Origin of the sequence: Nocardia sp. NPDC050175, from assembly GCF_044459885.1 — a bacterium.
Lineage (GTDB): Bacteria > Actinomycetota > Actinomycetes > Mycobacteriales > Mycobacteriaceae > Nocardia.
In genome coordinates this window covers 620,399-640,414 of the sequence record NZ_JBITJI010000005.1, presented here as the reverse complement: position 1 = coordinate 640,414, position 20,016 = coordinate 620,399, and the positions used below count along the sequence as shown (strand labels likewise).

The 20,016-nt window shown below is 66.4% G+C and carries 25 protein-coding genes; 16 read left to right on the top strand and 9 right to left on the bottom strand.

Annotated features, from left to right (window positions below; genetic code table 11):
- Nucleotides 1–142 precede the first annotated feature (142 nt).
- Both ACIBK2_RS20785 and ACIBK2_RS20780 read left to right on the top strand, forming a co-directional pair.
- Nucleotides 143–1,129 (top strand): hypothetical protein, encoded by a 987-nt coding sequence (locus ACIBK2_RS20785; protein ID WP_396969151.1) that lies wholly within the window; start codon nt 143–145, stop codon nt 1,127–1,129.
- A gap of 11 nt (nt 1,130–1,140) precedes the next feature.
- Nucleotides 1,141–1,752: an LGFP repeat-containing protein gene (locus ACIBK2_RS20780; RefSeq protein ID WP_396969150.1), complete on the top strand. Its 612-nt coding sequence runs from the start codon at nt 1,141–1,143 to the stop codon at nt 1,750–1,752.
- Nucleotides 1,753–1,759: 7 nt separating this feature from the next.
- Here the strand turns inward: ACIBK2_RS20780 and ACIBK2_RS20775 are convergent, their stop codons facing one another.
- Complete coding sequence (locus tag ACIBK2_RS20775) at nt 1,760–2,680, bottom strand: aldose 1-epimerase family protein (protein ID WP_396969149.1); 921 nt, start codon at nt 2,678–2,680, stop codon at nt 1,760–1,762.
- Nucleotides 2,681–2,884: 204 nt separating this feature from the next.
- Between ACIBK2_RS20775 and ACIBK2_RS20770 the strand changes: the two genes are divergently transcribed.
- From ACIBK2_RS20770 to ACIBK2_RS20755, 4 genes are read left to right on the top strand one after another with little or no spacing between them, the layout of a single operon-like run.
- Nucleotides 2,885–3,193, top strand: a complete 309-nt coding sequence (locus ACIBK2_RS20770; RefSeq protein ID WP_396969148.1) for a hypothetical protein — start codon at nt 2,885–2,887, stop codon at nt 3,191–3,193.
- Entirely contained in the window at nt 3,190–4,551 is a 1,362-nt protein-coding gene (locus ACIBK2_RS20765; RefSeq protein ID WP_396969147.1) for a hypothetical protein, read from the top strand. The genes ACIBK2_RS20770 and ACIBK2_RS20765 overlap by 4 nt, the downstream gene beginning before the upstream one ends.
- Nucleotides 4,548–5,039 carry a hypothetical protein gene (locus ACIBK2_RS20760; protein ID WP_396969146.1) on the top strand — a complete coding sequence of 164 codons (492 nt, stop codon included), beginning with the start codon at nt 4,548–4,550 and terminating at the stop codon, nt 5,037–5,039. The genes ACIBK2_RS20765 and ACIBK2_RS20760 overlap by 4 nt, the downstream gene beginning before the upstream one ends.
- A gap of 31 nt (nt 5,040–5,070) precedes the next feature.
- Nucleotides 5,071–5,421 carry a YbaB/EbfC family nucleoid-associated protein gene (locus ACIBK2_RS20755; protein ID WP_396969145.1) on the top strand — a complete coding sequence of 117 codons (351 nt, stop codon included), beginning with the start codon at nt 5,071–5,073 and terminating at the stop codon, nt 5,419–5,421.
- A 4-nt stretch (nt 5,422–5,425) separates the two neighbouring features.
- Here the strand turns inward: ACIBK2_RS20755 and ACIBK2_RS20750 are convergent, their stop codons facing one another.
- Together ACIBK2_RS20750 and ACIBK2_RS20745 are read right to left on the bottom strand one after the other, a co-directional pair.
- Nucleotides 5,426–6,274: a slipin family protein gene (locus ACIBK2_RS20750; RefSeq protein ID WP_396969144.1), complete on the bottom strand. Its 849-nt coding sequence runs from the start codon at nt 6,272–6,274 to the stop codon at nt 5,426–5,428.
- Nucleotides 6,275–6,283: 9 nt separating this feature from the next.
- Complete coding sequence (locus ACIBK2_RS20745) at nt 6,284–6,739, bottom strand: DUF5994 family protein (protein ID WP_396969143.1); 456 nt, start codon at nt 6,737–6,739, stop codon at nt 6,284–6,286.
- Between the two features lie 116 nt (nt 6,740–6,855).
- Here ACIBK2_RS20745 and ACIBK2_RS20740 point away from each other — a divergent pair, with 116 nt between their 5' ends.
- The gene (locus ACIBK2_RS20740) at nt 6,856–7,587 is read left to right on the top strand and encodes a TetR/AcrR family transcriptional regulator C-terminal domain-containing protein (RefSeq protein ID WP_396969142.1); all 732 of its coding nucleotides are present in this window, start codon (nt 6,856–6,858) and stop codon (nt 7,585–7,587) included.
- 5 nt (nt 7,588–7,592) lie between these two features.
- Here the strand turns inward: ACIBK2_RS20740 and ACIBK2_RS20735 are convergent, their stop codons facing one another.
- The gene (locus tag ACIBK2_RS20735) at nt 7,593–8,408 is read right to left on the bottom strand and encodes a TetR/AcrR family transcriptional regulator C-terminal domain-containing protein (RefSeq protein WP_396969141.1); all 816 of its coding nucleotides are present in this window, start codon (nt 8,406–8,408) and stop codon (nt 7,593–7,595) included.
- 94 nt (nt 8,409–8,502) lie between these two features.
- Here ACIBK2_RS20735 and ACIBK2_RS20730 point away from each other — a divergent pair, with 94 nt between their 5' ends.
- Together ACIBK2_RS20730 and ACIBK2_RS20725 are read left to right on the top strand one after the other, a co-directional pair.
- Nucleotides 8,503–9,795: a fatty acid desaturase family protein gene (locus ACIBK2_RS20730; RefSeq protein ID WP_396969140.1), complete on the top strand. Its 1,293-nt coding sequence runs from the start codon at nt 8,503–8,505 to the stop codon at nt 9,793–9,795.
- Nucleotides 9,792–10,286, top strand: coding sequence for a DUF5994 family protein (locus tag ACIBK2_RS20725; protein ID WP_396969139.1), 495 nt, complete (start codon nt 9,792–9,794; stop codon nt 10,284–10,286). Before ACIBK2_RS20730 ends, ACIBK2_RS20725 begins: the two co-directional genes overlap by 4 nt.
- On the opposite strand, the gene ACIBK2_RS20720 is transcribed toward ACIBK2_RS20725, so the two are convergent.
- Nucleotides 10,287–11,096 carry an SAM-dependent methyltransferase gene (locus tag ACIBK2_RS20720; protein ID WP_396969138.1) on the bottom strand — a complete coding sequence of 270 codons (810 nt, stop codon included), beginning with the start codon at nt 11,094–11,096 and terminating at the stop codon, nt 10,287–10,289.
- A gap of 94 nt (nt 11,097–11,190) precedes the next feature.
- Between ACIBK2_RS20720 and ACIBK2_RS20715 the strand changes: the two genes are divergently transcribed.
- The 5 genes from ACIBK2_RS20715 (at nt 11,191) to ACIBK2_RS20695 (ending at nt 15,064) form a co-directional block, all read left to right on the top strand.
- Nucleotides 11,191–12,372 (top strand): cytochrome P450, encoded by a 1,182-nt coding sequence (locus ACIBK2_RS20715; RefSeq protein WP_396969137.1) that lies wholly within the window; start codon nt 11,191–11,193, stop codon nt 12,370–12,372.
- Between the two features lie 63 nt (nt 12,373–12,435).
- Nucleotides 12,436–13,041: a M23 family metallopeptidase gene (locus ACIBK2_RS20710; RefSeq protein ID WP_396969136.1), complete on the top strand. Its 606-nt coding sequence runs from the start codon at nt 12,436–12,438 to the stop codon at nt 13,039–13,041.
- Between the two features lie 31 nt (nt 13,042–13,072).
- Nucleotides 13,073–14,041 carry a DNA polymerase domain-containing protein gene (locus tag ACIBK2_RS20705; RefSeq protein ID WP_396969135.1) on the top strand — a complete coding sequence of 323 codons (969 nt, stop codon included), beginning with the start codon at nt 13,073–13,075 and terminating at the stop codon, nt 14,039–14,041.
- Between the two features lie 55 nt (nt 14,042–14,096).
- Nucleotides 14,097–14,636, top strand: a complete 540-nt coding sequence (locus ACIBK2_RS20700; RefSeq protein ID WP_396969134.1) for a hypothetical protein — start codon at nt 14,097–14,099, stop codon at nt 14,634–14,636.
- A gap of 110 nt (nt 14,637–14,746) precedes the next feature.
- Nucleotides 14,747–15,064: a hypothetical protein gene (locus tag ACIBK2_RS20695; protein ID WP_396969133.1), complete on the top strand. Its 318-nt coding sequence runs from the start codon at nt 14,747–14,749 to the stop codon at nt 15,062–15,064.
- Nucleotides 15,065–15,275: 211 nt separating this feature from the next.
- Here ACIBK2_RS20695 and ACIBK2_RS20690 read toward each other — a convergent pair whose 3' ends face one another.
- The gene (locus ACIBK2_RS20690; protein WP_396969132.1) at nt 15,276–15,932 is read right to left on the bottom strand and encodes a TetR/AcrR family transcriptional regulator; all 657 of its coding nucleotides are present in this window, start codon (nt 15,930–15,932) and stop codon (nt 15,276–15,278) included.
- A 149-nt stretch (nt 15,933–16,081) separates the two neighbouring features.
- On the opposite strand from ACIBK2_RS20690, the gene ACIBK2_RS20685 reads away from it, so the two are divergent.
- Nucleotides 16,082–16,438, top strand: a complete 357-nt coding sequence (locus ACIBK2_RS20685) for an EthD domain-containing protein (RefSeq protein ID WP_396969131.1) — start codon at nt 16,082–16,084, stop codon at nt 16,436–16,438.
- Nucleotides 16,439–16,698: 260 nt separating this feature from the next.
- Complete coding sequence (locus ACIBK2_RS20680) at nt 16,699–16,974, top strand: chitin binding peritrophin-A domain-containing protein (protein WP_396969130.1); 276 nt, start codon at nt 16,699–16,701, stop codon at nt 16,972–16,974.
- A 349-nt stretch (nt 16,975–17,323) separates the two neighbouring features.
- On the opposite strand, the gene ACIBK2_RS20675 is transcribed toward ACIBK2_RS20680, so the two are convergent.
- The 3 genes from ACIBK2_RS20675 to ACIBK2_RS20665 all read right to left on the bottom strand — a co-directional run bounded on the left by ACIBK2_RS20675 (nt 17,324) and on the right by ACIBK2_RS20665 (nt 19,940).
- Nucleotides 17,324–18,316, bottom strand: coding sequence for an aldo/keto reductase (locus ACIBK2_RS20675; RefSeq protein ID WP_396969129.1), 993 nt, complete (start codon nt 18,314–18,316; stop codon nt 17,324–17,326).
- 89 nt (nt 18,317–18,405) lie between these two features.
- The gene (locus ACIBK2_RS20670; RefSeq protein WP_396969128.1) at nt 18,406–18,897 is read right to left on the bottom strand and encodes a hypothetical protein; all 492 of its coding nucleotides are present in this window, start codon (nt 18,895–18,897) and stop codon (nt 18,406–18,408) included.
- 209 nt (nt 18,898–19,106) lie between these two features.
- Nucleotides 19,107–19,940, bottom strand: coding sequence for an enoyl-CoA hydratase/isomerase family protein (locus ACIBK2_RS20665; protein ID WP_396969127.1), 834 nt, complete (start codon nt 19,938–19,940; stop codon nt 19,107–19,109).
- Nucleotides 19,941–20,016 lie beyond the last annotated feature (76 nt).

Below are 20,016 nucleotides of genomic sequence, written 5' to 3'. Positions count from 1 at the left end.
GGTTAATAGGGGATGGTCGGCAGGGTGCTTGTTTGTGACAACTATTACCGTGCGAGCGACCCTTTCCTATGTTGACGTGTCTTGAAACATGGCCCTAGCGTGGCGTCCCAACATCTTTTCTCTCGGACGAGGTATCAGCACGATGGATGTTCGAACCGCTGTACTGCCGCGTCTGTCCGGATTCGTTCTGGGCGTAGTTATTTCGGTGCTGGCCGGGAACGTCGCGCACGCCGACCCCGATACCCAGGATCTGGACACCCTCTTCGGCGGGCTGGGGCCGCACCAGGTGGTGCAGACCGCCGCGACGGTGCCCTGTCCAGGGCCTGGGGCGCTCAGCGGTGAGAACATGGTCGTTCCCCGCCGCTGCCAGGGCACCTTCCCGTTCGGGTCCGGATCGCCGGTCGGCGTCCAGTACTACTACCCGGGCGACATCGACCGGTTGGGCAAGGTGCCCGCGGTCGTCTTCACCCCCGGAATCCTTGCCGACCCAGGGTTCTACGACGCGATGCTGAAGCAGTGGGCCAGTTACGGATTCATCGTCGCCGTGTCCTTCGACTACCTCAACACCCTGTCGGAGATGCAGTTCATCGGCCTCGGTGGGCTGAAGGAGCGCGACCTCGATCCGGCCTCGCCGCTGGCCGGGAAGGTCGATTTCAGTCGAATCCTGTTGGCCGGTCAGTCCGCAGGCGGCGGCAGTGCGTTACTCGCCTCGAATATCGCGCCCCGATTTCGAGCACTCGACCCCACTTTCCGGGTGGTCGGATCGCTGGCGCTCGAGCCTGGTCCGTTGGCGCCCACCAACTTCGTGCCGACGCCCACCTTGATCATCCAGAACGCCAGGGATTCGGTAGTACCCGCCGGATGGTGGGTGGACTGGTATCAGTACCCAGGGCTGCGCGAGGCGCCCGCCTACGTGGCCACCCGTAAAGCGGTGACGCACAACGATGTAGAGAACGCGCTGCTCGCGCTGAACGGCGAGCACAGCCTCGCGCTGGCCTGGCTGCTCGCCGCGGGCACGGGGGATCCGGTGGCGAGTCGGTTCTTCACCGGCCCGGACTGGCAACTGCCGGATGACCCGAACTACCTGAACGTCCGGCGTAACACCAAGGCCGACCAATGGCAGCTCTGAGAGGTACGGCAATGCGGGACACTGTGATTCGGGTACTGGCGGTGCTCACCATCGGCGCGGCCGCAGGGGTCGCGGTACTGGCCGTGCCCGCCGGTGCCGAGACGGCCGTCGGCAAGTTCACGGTCGCCGGGCAGATCGAGCAGGCTTTCCTCGAAACGGGCGGACCGGCCGCGTGGGGTCTACCGCTGGACGACGCGCGCGCTACCGCCGACGGACAGTTCCAGCGGTTCGAACGCGGCGTTTTCTACACCGAGCCGAACATCAACGGCGGCAAGGCCTATGCCGTGAACGGGCCGATCCTCGCGAAATGGGGCGAGCTCGGCTGGGAGCGCGGCGCCCTCGGCTATCCGACCAGCGACGTGTACAAGCTGTCCACCGGAGGTTTCGCCGTGCCGCTGATCGGCTATTTCGGCGACACCCCCGGCCTGTGGAGCAAGTTCGAGCACGGGGTGATCTATTGGACCGAAGGCACAGGCGCGCATCCGGTTTCGGGCACCATCTACGACATCTGGCGCAGAGCTGGCTATGAGAGCGGCTCCTACGGGTACCCGATCGGCGACCAGTACCCCGTCGCCGACGGCCGGGTGGCGCAGCAGTTCCAGCGCGGCACCATCACGGCCTGAATCGCGGTCACGGCCGAGTGAGCCGTGCGCCCCACCTGGTCTGCACGGTGGCGCCCGGCGTCAGCCGGATCAGCCCGTCTCCACTCTGAAAAGCGTTGGGCGGGCAGGTCATCGGCTCGGCGGCCAGGCCGGTCCGGCGGTGCGACGGGGCGAGCGTGTCGGCGGTGAACAACTGGATCACCGAATAAGAATCATCCGCCCAGAGCTCGGCTACCGCTCCGTCGTTGCCCCGCAACCGAACCCAGGCCCGCCCGTCGTCATCGCGGGCCAGGTCGGTGAACGGATGGTCGATCGTCAACGCGCCCAGCGGCTTCGGTGTGGTGAAGTCGAACGGGGTGCCGCTGACGGCTTCGGTGCCGACCGGCAGCTGACGGTCGGGGTCGGTGACGATCCGGGTCGCGGCGTCGAAATGCAGGATCGCGGTATCGATCCCGCCCTCCCCAGGCGAGAGATACGGGTGGTGACCGCAGCCGTACGGTGCCGCGGTATCGCCGAGATTGGATGCGGTGGTGGTGACGGTGAGGCCGCCGTCGGACAGCGCGTAGCAGATGGCGACGTCCAGATAGAAGGGGTAACCCTTGCGCGGGTGCAGCGTGGTCCGCATGGTGACCTCGTTCTCCTGCGCGTCGGTCGCCCGCCACGGCCGCCAGCGCAGCAGCCCGTGGATGGCGGTGCGCTTCGCCGGTTCGGTCAGCGGCAGCTGCTGGTCGATGCCGTCGAAGCGATATTTGCCGTCCGCCAACCGATTCGGCCACGGAATCAGCGCGCCGCCGCGACCACCGTCGGCCATCGCCTGCACGTCATAGGGCTCCAACACGTCCCGGCCACCCACCCGGAACTCCCGGATGCCGCCACCGACCTCGACGATCACCGCCCGCTGGTCGCCGCTGCTGATCGAGAACTGCTGTCCGGACGGTGGCGGAGTCATAACCGAGGACGCTACCGCCGCCCGCTCGGCCGTTCTCGACCACCTCGGTGATCAGGCGGGCCGGGATTTGCCGGGAAGTTAGCCGCGTCGACACTGGCCGGGGCCGACCTGCCAATGGAAGTTGTGTCTTCTCAAGGGTTTTCGCCAGCTGTTACGGTGCCTGGTTGCGGGGGTGTGGTGCCCCTGTTATCCACAGGGGAGCTCATGGGCGACATCTTGCAGGCCGATCTCGAAGCGTTGCGCGGACTCGGCAAAGCCCTCACCGGACGTGCGACGACCATCGCCGGCATCAAGATCGACGAGCACACGACGATGCCGGATTCACCGGTTCAGCAGGCCATGTCGGGCGTCGGCCCGGCCGCGCTCGCCGCCTTCGGCGCGGTGGGCGGCAATCTCGAACACATGGCGGCGGTGACCAACTCCGGGGTGAAGGCGTACGGCGACGTCGAACACTACTTCGCCGAGCAGATCGGCAAGCTCGGCTCGCCGCGCCCGCACCGGGGGCAGGAATGACGACGACGATCAGCCACGTGCGCAAGTGCGTGCCATCGACGATGGTCACCTACGGCACCCAACTCGCCTCACGCACCGGCGATTTCGTGCGCGAGGTGGACGGCATGGGGCGCGAGGTGGACGCGGTGGCCAACGGCTGGAAGGGCGAAGCCGCCTCGGCGGCGTCGGTGCGCGCGGTAGGTGAGAAGTTGTCGGCCAACTACATCGATGAGGTGGCGGGCCGGATCGCGCAGTACTTCGCCTCGTTCGGCCTGCAGCTGGATCTCACCAAAACCTCGCTGCTGACGGTCGTCGACAACGAGGCGGCCGCCGCGGGCATGAAGGTCGCCGACGACGGCACGGTCACCGCACCCAAGTACCCTGGTAGTCCGTTCCTGGCGAGCCTCATGCAGGCGAAACTCGACGGGCAGGCCACCGATTTCCAGACCCGGATCCAGGCCCTGCTGAAGAGCTTCGCCGATGACGAGGACAAGGCGGCCGGATCCATCAACAAGGGGGTGGAGGGCTTGCAGGTGCTGGCGAAGTCCCCCGGGGCCGCGATGCCCCAGCTGCCCCCGTTGGAACCGCTGCACTCCACCGACGGCCGGTACGAGATCGGCCCGCCGCACGCGCCGAACCTCCCGCACAACGACACCTTCCTCTACAACACGAAGGAAGGCGGCTTCGACGACTGGCTGAACAAGCAGAAATGGCAGGCGAAGCTGGCCGCGGGCGAGGCCTTCACCGACCTCGACGACGCCACCTCGCTGTACCGCCACTACTGGGACAACGACGGCAAGCCGATGAAGTTCGACTACGCCGAGGCCTACAACGAGGACCCGTCGATCAAGCAGGCGGTGGACTACGAGATCGGCCGTTCCGCGGTCGCCGCCGACCAGTTCGTCCGGGCGGGCAACAAGAACTTCCAGATGAACGGCAAGCCGATCGGCGTCGGTAGCGATCCCAACGCGCCGTATCCGAAAACCGAGAACTGGCAGAAGGCGGTCGGCGGCTACCAGCAATACAGCCATTCGAACGTTCGCGTCGAGGGCAACCGCGTGATCATGGACGTCACGGTGGAGGCCCAGGACTACTACAACTTCGACAAGGGCAAGTCCGACATCGCCACCGGCGCCTCGGACGCCGAGAACGGCCGGTTCGCCGAGATCGGCTGGGCGAAACCGTTCGAATCGCACGGCAGCCTCACCAGAACCGTGTCCTGGGAGGTCGGTCACCCGCCCTCGACCGCGACCGTGGACAGCGGCTCCGATCCGGAGCGCAATCCGGGGCGCGAGGATCGCAGCGACAATCGTGACTCCGGCGACGGCAAGCGGATGCCGGACAACGACCGCGACACCGGCCGGTCGCGGCCGAAATGATGGTGCCGGCAAGAGCTTTGGTCACCGCGGCCGTCTCGGTCGCGGTACTGGCGCTGGTCGGTTGTACCTCGCCACTGTCCGACCCCGCCCACCAGGAAAGGACCAGCCAGGTGTCCGACGCCGTCCGCTCCGACCCCGAAACCTTGATGAAGTACTTTCCGCTCATCGGGCACCCGACGTCCGTCTCGTGGATCGGCTGGAACAATTCTTCCGGCGTTCCAGGGCCGACGATCTATTGGGTCGACGCGGTTGTGGAACTCGAGCCCGCGACCGCCGCGGATCTGCGCAGCCGGTACGCGCCCGCCGAGTCCGTCGCCGCTCCGACGCTCAAAGCCGGACTGCAACAGGCGGTTCCAGCGGCAACCTATGCCACCGGACCGGCGTTCGACGCCGCGCTCGGCGGGTCGGCGGAATGGGGCGGCACCGCGCGCGGCTACCTGCACCCGGATCGGCCGCTGCTGATCTTCCAGGCGTCGGCCGGCGGCTGACCGCGAATGTTATTGATCTAGTGAGGTTTCCGTGTCGCACCCATCGCACGATGAGTTGGGTCTGAAGGTCCAGCGAGCCCAATACGAATTGGCACAGATCCGCGGTGTCGGCAAGGTCGACGGTGTCCGGGTGGAGGTCGATGCCGACAACCGGCTCGTCTCGATCAGCGTGCCGAACGCGGAGCGCATCCTCGCCGCTTACGAGGCCGCCGTGCTGGACAAGCAGCCTCAGGTGGAGGAGGCGATGCGTGAGCTCACCGAGGACCCGCAGGTGAGTTCCGCGCGCATCTTCGCTGACGCCAATGCCGCCCGGCTGGAGGGGGAGCGGCGTGGACAGGACGCGCACTCCACCGGCAGCGGTCGTTTCGAATCGGGTTGGTGACGCCTCACTCCGGCGCGGTCGCGGGCGCTCCGTTGGGTAGCGTTGTGGCCGAACGGGTTTGGGTTGCCGCGTGCAGCGCGCCCGCCGCGGTGGTTTCGCGGGCGAAGAAGGTGCCGACGTCGCCGATCGCGCTCATCAGCTGAGCCGGGAAGACAACGGTGGTGTTCTTGTCGACACCGAGCTCGATCAGGGTCTGCAGGTTGCGCAGCTGCAACGCCAACGGGTGCGCCATCATCGTGTCGGAGGCGTCACCGAGTGCCGCCGCAGCCATCGATTCACCCTCCGCGGCAATGATTTTCGCGCGCTTCTCCCGCTCGGCCTCGGCCTGTCTGGCCATGGCCCGCTTCATGCTTTCGGGCAGTTGGATGTCCTTCAGCTCGACCAGAGTTACTTCGACGCCCCATTCCAGGGTGGTCGTGTCGAGGATCTCCCGGATGCCGGCGTTGATGACGTCGGTTTCGGAGAGCGCCTCGTCGAGGGTGTGCTGCCCGACGACCTTGCGGAGCGTGGTCTGCGCGATCTGATCGATGGCGGCGTAGACGTTTTCGATGGCGACAACCGACTTCTCGGCGTCGACGATGCGGAAGTAGGCGACGGCGGAGATGTCGACGCTGACGTTGTCCCTGGTGATGATGCCCTGCGACTGGATCGGCATGGTGATGATCCGCATCGTCACCTTCCGCAGCTGATCGACCACCGGAATGATGAAGTTCAGACCCGGCTCGCGGATCGAGATCACCCGCCCGAGGCGAAACAGCACGCCCTTCTCGTACTGGGTCACTATCCGAATAGATAGCGCCGCACCGATCAGCGCCAGCACGACTACAACCGCGATGATGACGAATACATTCATGATTTGCGCCTAACTCAGGGCTACTGGTTCGGGGTCGACGGCGGCCATCAGCGCCGCGTGCGCGCGGTCGTCGTCGGTGGCCGAGGGAATGACGCGCAGCACGATCATGCCGGTGTCGCGGCCGAAGACGTACATGGTGTTCCACACTTCGAAGCGATAGGCGTCGAGCCGGATTACCTTGTCGCCGATAGTCGTTTGCTGCGGTGCCGGCGACCAGCCCGCCGGGTCGTAGACGACCCGCCAGATCGGGCCGAGCCGGACGGTGAGTACGGCCAGCAGATCCGGCAGTTCCAGGGTGAGGTCGGGGGAGCGTGGCCACCACGCGCCGTCGACGTATCCGGCGCTGTCGGCTTTGGGCTTCAACCGCAGTCGTGGGGTGAATTCGGGTGGAACCGGATGTCGGGCCGACTGCGGGTGGCTCTGTGCCGGTGTGCTCCCGTTTCGGCCGCGCGGAGTCCTGACCATGACGATCCTCGGATCTGTGGGTTGCCTCCAGTAGACACCGCGTGTGGCATAGTGTCAACGTCGTAGGTCTACACCTGAGACCTACTGAGAACGCTGAGGGAATGAGGTTTACGCAAATGACCGAGCCCCCCGCGAAACGCGGAAATTCTCGATCGGGAAACTCGCACAACAACGGCGCGACGCCGGGCCGGGGCGAGAGTCCGGTCACCAGGGCCGCGGTGTTGGACGCGGCGCTGGCGATTATCGACAGCGACGGTGTGGACGGACTGTCCATGCGGCGACTGGCCGATGCGGTCGGCCGGGATCCGATGGTGATCTATCGGCATCTGCCGAACAAGGCCGCCGTGCTCGACGGTGTCGCCGAGATCGTGTTCGCTGAGTTGGTGGTGGATGCCGGCGACTCGGATTGGGTTGCCCAGTTGCGCAAGGTCGCGCGCGATTTCCGTGGACTGGCGTTGGCGCATCCGAAGGTGGTGCCGCTGTTGGTGACTCGCCCGCTGGCGACGCCGCTCGGTTTGCGCCCGACGTCGGTGGTCCGGCCGCTCGAGGACATGCTCGCCCTGCTCACCCGGGCCGGCTTCAGCGGAGCGGATGCGCTGCATATCTATCGCGCGCTGTTCGGGTTCCTCTACGGGCATGTGCTCAACGAGTTGCAGGAGATCGTCGAACGCCCCGACGAAACCGACGACGTGCTGCGGCTCGGGCTGCATCGGCTGCCGATCGCCGAGTTCCCGCTGCTGCGTGAGCTCGCGCCGGTGCTGGCCGCCTATGACGGCGCCGTCGAACTCGAACGCGGGCTCGACATCCTGCTCAACGGGCTCGCCGCCACCTTGCCAGGACCAGGCTGACGGGCTCAACCGGCGCCGCCCTCGGAATCCCAACGCTGGTGCGCGGCAACCATTTCGGTGGCTCGGGCGTCGTCGTCGAGTTCGCTCGATCGATCGGAGGTCGGGGTCATGGTGGTGTTGAGACCGTTGATCAGAATATCGAGGCCGAGTTCGAGTTCGGCGAGACCGTTGTAGGCGGCCAGATCCGACGCGAGGCCGCGCAGCAGCGGGAATTCGCCGATGGGCAGGCGGTTGAGGCCCATGCGCAGCAGGTCGGTGATTTCGTCGGGTCGTTCCACCACTTCCTGCAGCTCGGTCAGGATGTGGCCGTAGAGGAATCCGAACAGTGCGCGATAGATGTGCAATGCGTCGGTGCCGCTGAAATCGGCGTGCGCGAGCAACTCGAGCAGGTGTTCCAGCGGTCGCAGGGTGCCCGTGGGGCGCAACCCGATCGGCGTCGCCAGCGGCTGGGTGACCAGCAGCGGAACGACATTCGGATGGGCGACGGCCAGCCTTCGGAAATCGCGTGCGACGACGCGCAATTGGTGCTGCCAGTCGGGATCGGTGGCGTCGACCGACAGTTGGGCGAAGACGATCTCGGCGACACCGTCGAGCACCGCGGCCTTGTTCGCGGCATGTCGGTACAGCACCATCGGGTCGCGCCCGAGCGCCGCGCCGAGGCGGCGCATGGACAGTTGGTCGACGCTGTCCCTGTCGATGATCTCCAGGGCGGCCGCCAGCATCGCGGCCCGCGTCAGTGGGGTGTTCTTGCGGTTCTTACTTGCGGGCGGACCTACTTCGGCGTCCGGGGGGTCGCCGGGTCCGGCCCTGATTCGATTCATGGAATCGAGCACCTCGCCATCTAAAGGGTGCGTTGTCAACGATGTAAGCCTACGCTGTAGACATACGCTGTGACGGAACTCGAGGACACCAAGAATGGCAATTACTGAAGTCACTGCCTACGCGCACCTGAGCGCGGCGGATGTCGAGGCGCTCGGATCGGAACTAGACGCGATCCGCCGCGACATCCAGGAGCAGCGCGGTGCCCGCGACGCGCGCTACATCCGTCGCACCATCGCCTTCCAGCGGGCCCTCGATGCCGCGGCCAGGCTGACCATCGGGCTCAGTCGCAGCCGCACCGGCTGGCTCGCCGGGACGGTCGGGCTGGCCCTGGCGAAGAGCATCGAGAACATGGAGATCGGCCACAACGTCTGCCACGGCCAGTGGGATTGGATGAACGACCCGGAGATCCACTCCAGCACCTGGGAGTGGGACATGGCCGGGGTGTCGGCGCAGTGGCGCTATTCGCACAACTATCGCCACCACATCTACACGAACGTGCTCGGCATGGACGAGGACATCGGGTTCGGCGTCATGCGGGTGACCCGCGACGAACGCTGGAAGCCGGGGCATCTGCTGCAGCCGCTGCGGAACCTGTTGCTGGCGGCCACCTTCGAATGGGGTATCGCGCTGCACGGCCTGTATTCCGAACGCGACCGGGCCGAGGGTGCGGCGGAGAAGGCCGCGCAGACCAAGGCGTTCCTCGGCAAGATCGCCAGGCAGGCGGGCAAGGACTATCTGCTCTTCCCCGCGATGAGCGGGCGACGCTGGCGGCGCACGCTGGCCGCGGACGCGAGCGCGAATCTGCTGCGCAACCTGTGGGCCTACGTGGTGATCTTCTGCGGTCATTTCCCTGACGGCGCAGAGAAATTCGAGCCGACCGTGGTGGCGGACGAGACCAAGGGGGAGTGGTATCTGCGGCAGATGCTCGGCACCGCGAATTTCGACGCGGGCCCGATGCTGGCCTTCCTCAGCGGCAACCTCTGCTACCAGATCGAACACCATCTGTTCCCCGACCTGCCGAGCAACCGATACGCCGAGATCGCGCTGCGGGTACGGGCACTCTGCGAAAAGTACGACTTGCCTTACACCAGTGGGTCATTGCTGCACCAATATCTGCTGACCCTGCGCACCATCCACAAACTGGCGCTGCCGGACAGCTTCCTGACCGCGACGTCCGACGACGCGCCGGAGACCGCCTCGGAACGAAAGTTCTTCGGCGACAAAGCATTCGACGCACCCGAGGCCGGCAGGCCGCTGGGCCGCAATGGCCTGCGGACCGCGCTGCGCCGCGCCGAGAAGTCCCGCGTGGCCGTTCGCCGGTCACCGCGGCGCCCGATTCGAATCAATCCGGCCGATACTCGGCCCAGGCAGGAGGATCGGCCATGACGAAGACCCGTGTCGCTGAACGCACGCTGCGCCTGCGGCTCAAGCCCAAGGCGCCGAAGACCGGTTACGTCGACGGCGCTTGGTGGCCGCACAGCGATGAGCTGGCGGCCGAGCTGCCCGCGCTGCTCACGGCGGTCGCCGGGCGGATCGGGCCGATCCATCACGTGGCCTATCCGCTCGGCGAATGGGCCAGAACGTCCGGTGAACTCGTCGTCGCCGGGCAGACGGTGCAGGTCGAAGGCATTCGGCAGGGGACAGGGCACACCGTCGAGCTGCTCGGTGTGAAGAACCGCCGGATGGTGCTGCTGGTCGTGCCGCCCGCCACCGTCGAGCGCGACGCGGCCGCGACGATGACCTCGGCGTCCGCCGCGGACAACGAGTCGGCGGTCGATGAACTGCTGAGCGCCGGCACCCGCCAGCGCGGCGATCGCGCCGACGGAGTTACCGCGGTACAGCGTTGGGTTACCGAGGGCGGCGCCGACCGCAGGTGATCAGGGGATGCGGGCGACCGCGCCGAGCATGGAGACCGCCTCCGGCCTCGGGTGCGGTCGCCACTCGCCCGGCCGCCACGTCATCACCGAGCCGATGCCCGGCGAGACGACGTCGAAGTCGGTGAAGAAGCGGGTGAATTCCTCGGTGGTGCGTAATCGGAACGGGACCCCGCTGCGCAGGTTGGCCGCGTTCGTCTCGGCGAGTTCCTCGGCGGACAGATGGTCGCTGGTGGCGTGGGTCATCACCAGGTAGCTGCCCGACGGCAGCGCGTCGCACAGCTTGCGCACCAATTCGTACGGGCCGTCGTCGTCGGTCATGAAGTGCATGATCGCCACCAGCATCAGCGCCACCGGCTGGTTCATGTCGAGGACCCGGGTCAGGTCGGGGTGGTTCAGGATGCGGTCGGGATCGCGGATATCCGCGTCGAGATAGGCGGTCGCGCCCTCGGGTGAGCTGTTGAGCAGCTCGCGGGCGTGCACCAGCACGATCGGGTCGTTGTCCACGTAGACGACGCGCGACTCGGGGGCGATGCTCTGCGCGATCTCGTGCACGTTGCCCGCGGTGGGCAGGCCCGCTCCGATATCGAGGAACTGCCGGACGCCCTCGTCGGCCAGGTAGGCCACCGCGCGGCGCAGGAAGCTGCGATTCTCCAGCGCGGCCAGGCGGATGGTGGGAAAGGCCTCGGCGACCATGTCGGCGGACTCCCGGTCGGCCGGGAAATTGTCCTTGCCGCCCAGCCAGTAGTCGTACCGGCGGGCCGGATGCGGTTTCGACACATCGATCTTCGCGGCTACCGGTTCCGAGTCCACAACGCCCTCAATTCATCTCGACTATTGTCATCATGTCAGCTCGAGTTGCGAACCGGTAGCGATGGTGATGTCGCACCTCCCGGAAGGCTCCGCCATGCCACTGCAGTACAGCCCATATGATTTTGACGTACACCGCGACCCATATCCGTACTACGCCAAGCTGCGTGTCGAGGCGCCGGTCTACCGTAACGATACCGACGACTTCTGGGCGCTCTCCCGCCACGCGGATGTGCTTGCCGCACTGCGCGATTCGGAGCGATTCTCGAGCGCGAACGGTGCCATCCGGATGGAACCGGCGTTCTGGGGACCGCAGGCCGAGCAGATGTTCTCTTTCGTCGCGATGGACCCGCCGCGACACACCCGGCTGCGTGGGCTGGTCACCCGGGCCTTCACCCAGCACCGGGTACAGGGCCTGGAACCCCGGTTGCGTGAGATCGCTCGTCGGCTGCTGGACCCCCTGCTCGCGCGCGGCAGCTTCGATTTCATGACCGATTTCGCCGGTCCGTACCCGACCGAGGTGATCGCCGAACTGGTCGGCGTGCCCGAGCGCGACCGCGACATGCTGCGCAAGCTCGGCATGGAAATCATGTACAACGACGAGGAGTCCACCGACCTGCGCCCCGAGGCGATCCAGGCGATCGGCGCGATCATCGGCTACTACACCGAGCTGACCATCGAACGCAGCCAGGATCGGCGCGACGACCTGCTCTCCGGGCTGCTCGACGCGGCCGACGGCGACGATCGCCTCACTCCGGAGGAGATCGTCAGCGTGCTGATCCTGCTGATCGGCGCGGGCATCGAGACCGCCATGCTGACCCTCGGCAACCTCTGGCACACCGCGTGGCTGCACCCGGACCAGCGCCGCAAGGCGTTCGACGGGCAGATCGAAGCGTGGATCGCCGAGTCGATGCGCTACGAACCGTCCAGCCAGACCTCGCTGCGCACGGCCACCGAGGAGTTCGAGCTGCACGGGGTGACGGTGCCGGCGGGCGCGCGGATGCTGCTGCTGCTCGCCTCCGCCAACCGCGACCCCGCGGTGTTCACCGACCCCGACACGTTCGACCTGGATCGCCACACCAGCGCGTCCCTGGTCTTCGGCAGCGGTCGCCACCATTGCCTCGGCATCAATCTCGCCCAGCTGGAATTGCGCGTCGCGCTCGAGGAGATCGTCGCCAAGGTCGCCGACTACGAGATCGATCCCGAGGGTGTGCGCCGCATCCACGCGTCCAACAACCGCGGCTTCGCCGCCCTGCCCACCACCATCACGGCCCGCTGAGCGGACCGAGCCCGCACGTTCGGCGCCCTCCTCCCGATATCCGGATCGGAGAGGAGGGCACCCATGACCCGATACTGGCCCATCGCCCGAGAAACACTCACCGTCGGTTCGCCGTTCGGCCCGCGCGACGACGGCTTCCACAGCGGGCAGGATTTTCCCGCGCCCGACGGCACCCCGATCTATGCGTGCGCGGGCGGCACCGTGCTGTATCTCGGGGCCGCGGCGGGATATGGCGAGTGGATCGTCATCGACCATCCGGCCGCGGACGGTGGCGGGGTGAGCGAATACGGACACATGTGGGATGCGAGCGCGACCGGGCTGTCGGTCGGTGACCGCGTCGAGGCGGGGCAACTGATCGCCTACGTCGGCAACAACGGCGGATCCACCGGCCCGCACCTGCATCTGAGCGTCATGCCGCACGGGTACGACCCTGGCGCCAAGATCGACCCGGTGGCCTGGCTGGGAGCGGCCTGCTTTCCCGACGACTTCCTCTGGGCGCTCGGCGACGACGAACAGCGCGAACTGCTCGACCGCACCCGCGCGATCTGGACGCAGCTGTGCGGTCCCGACGGTATGGGCTGGCCGCAGCTCGGCCGCACCGCCGACGGGCGCCACCGCACGGTCGTCGATGCGCTCGCTGCGTTGCCGCCGGTAAAACACCCGGGTTGACCGCGTCCGCCGCGGCGGGCAAGGTGAGCCGATGGGCAGTGAAGAGGTCCGCGACGGGGTAACGCTGACCAATCTCGACAAGCCACTGTTCGACGGTGCCGAGGCGACCAAGCGCGATCTGGTCGACTACCTCGAGGCCGTCGGCGAGCGGCTCGTGCGGCAGCTGCGGGACCGCCCGCTGTCGGTGAAACGGGTCCGGCCGGGGCAGGAACCGTTCATGCAGAAGAACCTGCCCAAATACACCCCCGACTGGCTGCCTCGGGTGGCCGTGTGGGCCGAGAGTTCGCACCGTGAGGTGACTTACGCGCTCGGCAACGACGTGCGCACGCTGCTGTGGTTCGGCAATCAGCGCGCGGTCGAGTACCACCCGACGCTGCTGCTCGCCGATCGCAGCCAGGGCCCGACGCACATGATTCTCGACCTCGACCCGCCACCGGAGCAGCCGTTCCGTCAGGCCGTGCTCGCCGCGAAGCTGATCCGCGAGGCGCTCGCCAACGACGGACTCGCCGGTGCGGTGAAAACCAGTGGTGCCAAGGGCGTGCACGTCTTCGTGCCGCTGGTACCGGGCCTCGCCATCGATGATGTCGCCGCGGCGACCCGCGCGGTCGCGGCCCGCGCCGAGCGCCTCGATCCGGACCTCGCGACCACGGCCTTCATCGTCGAGGATCGTGGTGGGCGCGTCTTCCTCGACTCCACCCGCGCGGGCGGCGCGACGGTCGTCGCGGCCTACAGTCCGCGGATTCGGCCGGGCACCACGGTGTCATTCCCCGTCGGCTGGTCCGACCTGGACAACATCACGCCCCGCGATTTCACCGTCCGCAGCGCGCCGACCCAACTCGGCGACCGCGACCCGTGGGCCGACGAAATGCCCGAACCGCAAACGTTGCCCGCCGATCTCGTCGAGGAAGGGCACACCATTCCCGTCGCCCGCGTCCAAGCAATGCACGAGGGCAAACGCCGCGCCCGCGCCCGCCGCGAAAATCCGCAACCGGAGTCGTAAATCGAATTGCCGGGTCAATTCCTCCGCGTGCCCGCGCGGGTGCGCGCGAATTCTCTTGCAATACTGGCTGGTCGGTTATAGCGGCTACCGGAAATGGAAGGGACTCGAAAACGTGCTACCTGGAAAGATCCTGAGGTCCGTCAAGGGCTTCGTACTCGTGTTGGCTGGTGTGTTCGGAGTGGGAATGCTGGTCGGTGTTGCGCCGGCCGCACATGCGACTACCTGTGCGGCTGTGTCGGATCGCAACGCCTATGACGGGGGATGGAAAGGGGGCGAGCACAATACGCTGGTGACCGGATTCAACGGCATGATCGGCTTCGGGGAGACGAAGTACACCAAGGCGGGGTCCGAGCCGGTGGTCTGGCTCGGCCAATTCACGGTGGACGCAAAAAATCTGCTGACAAAATGGAGCGGAACACAGCTCATCGGCGACGGCAGCACAGTCGACGCCCTCGTATCGACGGTGACATGCGACGCGAACAACAAGCCGATCAGTTTCACCGCCGACGTAGTCAACACAACCACCGACCACAAGAAGACCGATCTCGGCACTTTCACCCTGAACCGGGTCGCGATGGGTTCAGTGTCGCAGTAGTAGATCCGGCCCCAGCCACAGTGCGGCTGGGGCTCCGGGGGTGGTACTCCAGCACCCGCCACCTTCGAAACAGCTGGTGGCCTTTATGCTTTGGCGCTGTTGATCAGCACGTGATCGGCGCCCTGCTCGTTGCGGACGCCGGCCTCATGGCCCCACTGGCGTCAGCGGCCCAGACCGCCACCGCTACCTCCACCGGGGTGGGAATGAAAGTCCCCGCCGGCAAGTCGCCAGCGCGCGTTCTCAGGAGCCGGACTCTCGATGACGGAACTAAGGTGGTTGTCGTGCCTTTCGAGGATAATTTTCTCATCGACGGCCAGCGCGTCGCCTACGTGAATGAGTACAGTTGCATCAAAACCGTGCGCACGGCTGGCAAAGTCAGCCAATATCGAGCGTCCTGCCTACCGGCAGTGGAAGTCGAGGCACCCTGAAAGTATTTCTGGTGAAGATCCCGCGACTTACCAAAGCGCAGTAGATCTGTAGAACCGGGAACCGCGTCACGTACCGATCCGAGCGTCGAGATAGCGGCACCGGCGTGCCTGAACGGTCTGCGCCAACACACAGAGTCGGCAATATTGTGCGTTGAGAAGCGCTGTCAGCCCACCAATTTGGACGACTGGCTAACGCGCGGTATGCGGCTAGTTATCGTGCGTTGCCTCTGTCGGATTTGTTGGTGATGATCGCGGTCATCGCGGCGGGGGTGAGGGGGTGGGTGGGGATTGCGGTGTTGTCGGCGAAGCCGAGGAGTAGTAGGTCTAATTGGCGGCGCCAGGCGTTGACGGTGGAGCCGCGGGTGACGTCGAGAATGCCGTGGATCGACCAGAGTGCAACGGCTACGTCTTCGCCGGTCAGGTCGGCTCGAATGGCACCGTGGCGGTGGGCGTTGGCTACGAGTTGCTGCTGGACTTCGCGGGAGCGGGTGATCATGGGGCCGTTGGCGGCGTCGCTCCACAGTCGGGCGAGGGCGCCGCGTTTGGTGGACAGTAGCTCGCATACCTCGTACAAGTAGCGGGTGAGTCCGTCGCCGTGGGTGTCGTGGAGATGTCGTTCGGCGATGGCGATGGTTTCAGCGAGGAGTCGGTCGATCAGTTCGGCGACGAGGGCGTCTTTGTTGGCGAAGCGCCGGTATATGGTGCCCAGTCCGACGCCTGCGCGTTTGGCGACCAGGTCGATGCTCGCGTCCAAGCCGTGCTCGGCGAAGACTGCTTCGGCCACGTCGATGATGCGATCGAGGTTGGCTTCCGCGTCGGCACGCAGCTTGCGCGGCCGAGACGGATTGGGTGCGCTGTTGTTGCTCATGTCCGGCCTTCTGGGTTCGCGAGGCTAAGCGGAAATCAGTTTCCGTTTAAGTGTAGAGTGGGTACGAGTCTTCCTGCGATCGCGCACCTCCTTCGGGTCGCGGCGCCGATAGCCGCGCCACCGGCAACGAACTCGAAAGGCGGACAGCAATGTTCACGATGATGACGGTCATCCGGAAGCGCCCGAATGTGACGACGGAGGAATTCCGGCGTTTCATGCGATACGAGTACGGACCGACCTACGTCGGCCTGCCGGAAACCAGATCCTATGTCCAGTACTATCTTTCCGACGTTATGAGCGACGGTGCGGAGCCGCCGATCGACGCGATCGTGGAGATCAGCTTCGATTCCGAAGCGGACATGCGGCGAGCCTTGCAGGCTGAGAGCTATCAGCGTGCGGCCGCGTTGCGGGCGGAGTACATGTGTGAGACGTCGGTCGGTGTTCACTCGGCGGTCCTCGACGAGAAGGTGGTTCTTGTCGGCGAGGGCAACGCGGCCCACGTGTAATCGGGTGACTTGCGCCCCGCCTAGCCAGGCCCCGAGAACTGCCCGATCTCTCAGGCAAACATCCAGCTGAGCTCGAGGGCATCAAGTGCGGGCTCATCGGTAGATGCGGACGTTCGCAGACGAGCCGCACGACTACCCGCAGACATTGGGATCGCCGGATACGCCGGTATCGAGCGCGCTAACATGCGACCATATACACCGGCAAGCTTGAAATCAGTTGGGGTGCAACGGCTGTCACTACTTCAGGCAGGGAATCCGGCATGACTAAGAATGAACAATGGGAAGCGGCTCTCACCGACGCACAGCGGGCGACCTTGGCGGAGTGGCGGGCACGGGACTTCTCCCAGTTGGCGAACGACGATTATCCAGATCCAGACGATGCCACCAGGTTCATCACCCGCGTGTGGGACAGGACCGTGGTGACGCCGTGCCCGTTACAAACCAACGGCAAGCGGCAGGTTTTCAACCCAACCCTGAAGGTCTGCGACTTCTCGGAGAACGTCTCCATCGACGACAATCCCGCCTTCAGGGAGTGACGATCGGGTGAGTTGAGCCCTGACCGAACATCCAGGTCGGACGGACATACTGGAAACGAACAACCCCTCCGCGTAGCGCGACGGAGCTGGCAACTGTCACCGAATACGCGCGCCGTGCGGCAAGAGCCGGTCGGGCAGTCCCGGTGGCCCCGGCAGAATGTGGGACTCTTCGACGAGATGGGCAAGTCAGCTCGCTGAAAGTTGCTGGGAGGCTGAAAGTCGCTCGAGGGCTCAGGCGTATCAGTCATGGGTCCGATCATCACATGAAGTGCGGATGGGCGAAGCCACAATCATGTTGCAGCAGTCCACTTTTCGGGCTCAGAGGGGAGTATCGAACCTGAAAGACCGGCTAACCCCGAGCGACCTCAGCGGTGTGCGCGGGGGTGTAGCGCTCGCCCGTCACCTGGTCGCTCAGCGGGTCCAGTGCGGCCAGCGCCTCGGCGTCCAGGGTGAGCTCCAGCGCGGCCGCGTTCTGCTCCAGCCGGGCCGGGCTGCGGGTGCCCGGAATGGTCGCCACCGCCACCCCGAGCCGCTCAGTCTGGGCGTACACCCAGGCCAGCGCCACCTGGGCCGGGGTGGCACCCAGCCGGTCGGCCACCTCGCGCACGGTCTGCGCGATCTTCTCGTTGGCCTCGCCCGCCTCGCCGGCGAAGCGGGGGTTGGTGCTCCGGAAGTCCTTGTCGCCCAGCGTGGAGCGGTCCAGGGTGCCGGTCAGGAACCCTCGCCCCAGCGGCGAGTACGGCACCAACCCGACCCCCAGCTCGGCCATCACCGGGGTGACCGCCTCGACGTCGCGGGTCCACAGCGAGTATTCGCTCTGCACCGCGGTGATCGGGTGCACCGCATGCGCCCGGCGCAGCAGTTCGCCGTCGACCTCGGACAGGCCCAGATGGCGCACCTTGCCCGCCTCGACCAGCTCGGCCATCGCCCCGACGGTCTCCTCGATCTCCACGTCCTGGGGCGGGCGGTGGGCGTAGTACAGGTCGATCACCTCGACGCCCAGCCGCAGCAGCGAGGCGTCGCAGGAGCGCAGCACGTAGTCGCGGGCACCGCGGATGCGGCGTGCCCGGTCGCCGGCGCTGCGATCGATGCCGAACTTGGTGGCCAACTGCACCTGGTCCCGGCGGCCGTGGATGGCCCGGCCCACCAGCACCTCGTTGTGCCCGGTGCCGTAGGCGTCGGCGGTGTCCAGGAACGTGATGCCCAGTTCCAGGGCCCGGTCGATGGTGGCCAGGCCGCCGTCCCAGTCGGCGGGGCCGTAGCTTTCGCTCATCCCCATGCATCCCAGTCCCATCGCGCTGACGGTGAGACCGGGCGAGCCGAGCGTGGTTCGGGTGATCATGTGCGGATACTCCTCTGCCCGGCGGACCGGGCGGTACCTCGAAGGGCTGACGAACGCCTCCGACACTAGGACTTGGAGCGCACTCCAAGTCAAGCCGGAGCACCGGCCCCGCCGGCGGGGCTGGCGCTGGGCCAGGCGACGCAATCGCTCGGCCTCAGGAGTTCAGCTTCGCTTCGGTCCAGCCACCGCCGATACCGCTGTGCACAGATCGTCGCGGCGGCTTGTTCGCGCTCGTAGGGCGTCTTGAACGATGCGGTGTCCTCGAAGGGGAGGGCGACCGGCTGGTACACCGCCTGTGCCGGATCCAGGCGCGGAGTCAGGGTGGCGGTGCGGTCCCGGATCTCGGTGTCGATGGGAAAGGTGAAATCGCCTACCCGGAAGGACAATTCGGTCCCGGCCAGCACCGAACCGTCGACAGATTCGATCTCGAGTGTGCCTTTCTCGACCACGAACGTGCCGGAGTCGACAGTGATGGTGGCCGATTCGTGGTCGGTAGCGGCGGTGAAGCCGATTGTGCCGGGGTCGGCCGGGGTGGTGGCGGCAAGGCCGACGGATGGTGGCGATGGCGGTGAGCGAGACAAAGGTGCGCATGACGAGAGGTCGTCTGATGCTGCTCGGGCGCGGGCTGCGCAAAAGCGCGCGGGTAATGGAATTGCGGTCACCGTTACCGTCAACGCACACCCCAGCAACAGTGGGGCCGCAACCGACATGCTGGCGGTGGTGGATCCGGCGCTGTGCCCGTCCAAGAAGGCGGGGTAGCAGAGACACGGCTGGACCGGATCCTTCAGTCCTATCCGGCCAGACCCCGAAGCAGCCCCTCCAGATCGCGCTCGCCCGCGCGGGTCTGGGCGCCGTTGGCCATTCCGCCGCGGATCAATCGCTCGGCCGCGGGACGGGCGAACGTGCCCGCCCAGGCGAGGTGCTCGCGCAGCAAGCCCTCGCCGAGGTCCTCGGGGGCGACGGCGCGCTTGGCCGCCGCGATCACCCCTTCGGGCAGGGCCGCGATGTTGCGGGCGAGGCGGTCGACCAGGTCGTCGAGCTCGTCGGCGGGAACAGCCCGGTTGACCCAGCCGTAGCGCTGCGCGGTCTCGGCGTCGAACAGCTCGGCACCCAGTACCGCCTCCAGCGCGCGGTGCCGTCCGACTCGGGCGGCCAGGTACTGTGTGCCACCACCGCCAGGGACGATGCCCATGAGCGCTTCGATCTGACCGATCCCTGCCCGACCGATCGCCGCGAACGACATGTCCGCGGCCGCAACGAATTCCGCTCCGCCACCGCGCGCTATCCCGGCAAGTTTGACGATGGTCACCTGGGGTTGGTGCCGGAGCAATTCGCCGAGGGCTTGGAAGACGTTGACGCCGTCCGGCAGGTCGGCCGCGAGTTCCGCGAAAGCGTCCGGTGTGTCGACCAGCGACATGTCGACGTGCGCGATGAAGAACTCCGGGTCGGCGCTGTCGAACACGATCACCCGGATCGAATCGTCGTCGCGCACTGCGGCCAGCAGGTTCCGCAGGTCGCTCATCAGGGCGACGTTCAGCACGTTGACCGGCGGGTTGTCGAGCGTGACGTAGGCGATGCCTGCCGCACGGCGCACGTGCAGGGTCGTGTAGGCGTCATGGTTCATGGAGATCTCCGATCCGTACCCGATAGGCATCTAGGTTCCCGATGCATACTTACCCTGCGGCGACGGGAGACCGGCG

Coding starts and splice junctions, on each gene's coding strand:
- ACIBK2_RS20785 (WP_396969151.1), top strand. CDS start 143: ATGGATGTTCGAACCGCTGTACTGCCGCGTCTGTCCGGATTCGTTCTG.
- ACIBK2_RS20780 (WP_396969150.1), top strand. CDS start 1,141: ATGCGGGACACTGTGATTCGGGTACTGGCGGTGCTCACCATCGGCGCG.
- ACIBK2_RS20775 (WP_396969149.1), bottom strand. CDS start 2,680: ATGACTCCGCCACCGTCCGGACAGCAGTTCTCGATCAGCAGCGGCGAC.
- ACIBK2_RS20770 (WP_396969148.1), top strand. CDS start 2,885: ATGGGCGACATCTTGCAGGCCGATCTCGAAGCGTTGCGCGGACTCGGC.
- ACIBK2_RS20765 (WP_396969147.1), top strand. CDS start 3,190: ATGACGACGACGATCAGCCACGTGCGCAAGTGCGTGCCATCGACGATG.
- ACIBK2_RS20760 (WP_396969146.1), top strand. CDS start 4,548: ATGATGGTGCCGGCAAGAGCTTTGGTCACCGCGGCCGTCTCGGTCGCG.
- ACIBK2_RS20750 (WP_396969144.1), bottom strand. CDS start 6,274: ATGAATGTATTCGTCATCATCGCGGTTGTAGTCGTGCTGGCGCTGATC.
- ACIBK2_RS20745 (WP_396969143.1), bottom strand. CDS start 6,739: ATGGTCAGGACTCCGCGCGGCCGAAACGGGAGCACACCGGCACAGAGC.
- ACIBK2_RS20740 (WP_396969142.1), top strand. CDS start 6,856: ATGACCGAGCCCCCCGCGAAACGCGGAAATTCTCGATCGGGAAACTCG.
- ACIBK2_RS20735 (WP_396969141.1), bottom strand. CDS start 8,408: ATGAATCGAATCAGGGCCGGACCCGGCGACCCCCCGGACGCCGAAGTA.
- ACIBK2_RS20730 (WP_396969140.1), top strand. CDS start 8,503: ATGGCAATTACTGAAGTCACTGCCTACGCGCACCTGAGCGCGGCGGAT.
- ACIBK2_RS20725 (WP_396969139.1), top strand. CDS start 9,792: ATGACGAAGACCCGTGTCGCTGAACGCACGCTGCGCCTGCGGCTCAAG.
- ACIBK2_RS20715 (WP_396969137.1), top strand. CDS start 11,191: ATGCCACTGCAGTACAGCCCATATGATTTTGACGTACACCGCGACCCA.
- ACIBK2_RS20710 (WP_396969136.1), top strand. CDS start 12,436: ATGACCCGATACTGGCCCATCGCCCGAGAAACACTCACCGTCGGTTCG.
- ACIBK2_RS20705 (WP_396969135.1), top strand. CDS start 13,073: ATGGGCAGTGAAGAGGTCCGCGACGGGGTAACGCTGACCAATCTCGAC.
- ACIBK2_RS20690 (WP_396969132.1), bottom strand. CDS start 15,932: ATGAGCAACAACAGCGCACCCAATCCGTCTCGGCCGCGCAAGCTGCGT.
- ACIBK2_RS20685 (WP_396969131.1), top strand. CDS start 16,082: ATGTTCACGATGATGACGGTCATCCGGAAGCGCCCGAATGTGACGACG.
- ACIBK2_RS20680 (WP_396969130.1), top strand. CDS start 16,699: ATGACTAAGAATGAACAATGGGAAGCGGCTCTCACCGACGCACAGCGG.
- ACIBK2_RS20675 (WP_396969129.1), bottom strand. CDS start 18,316: ATGATCACCCGAACCACGCTCGGCTCGCCCGGTCTCACCGTCAGCGCG.
- ACIBK2_RS20665 (WP_396969127.1), bottom strand. CDS start 19,940: ATGAACCATGACGCCTACACGACCCTGCACGTGCGCCGTGCGGCAGGC.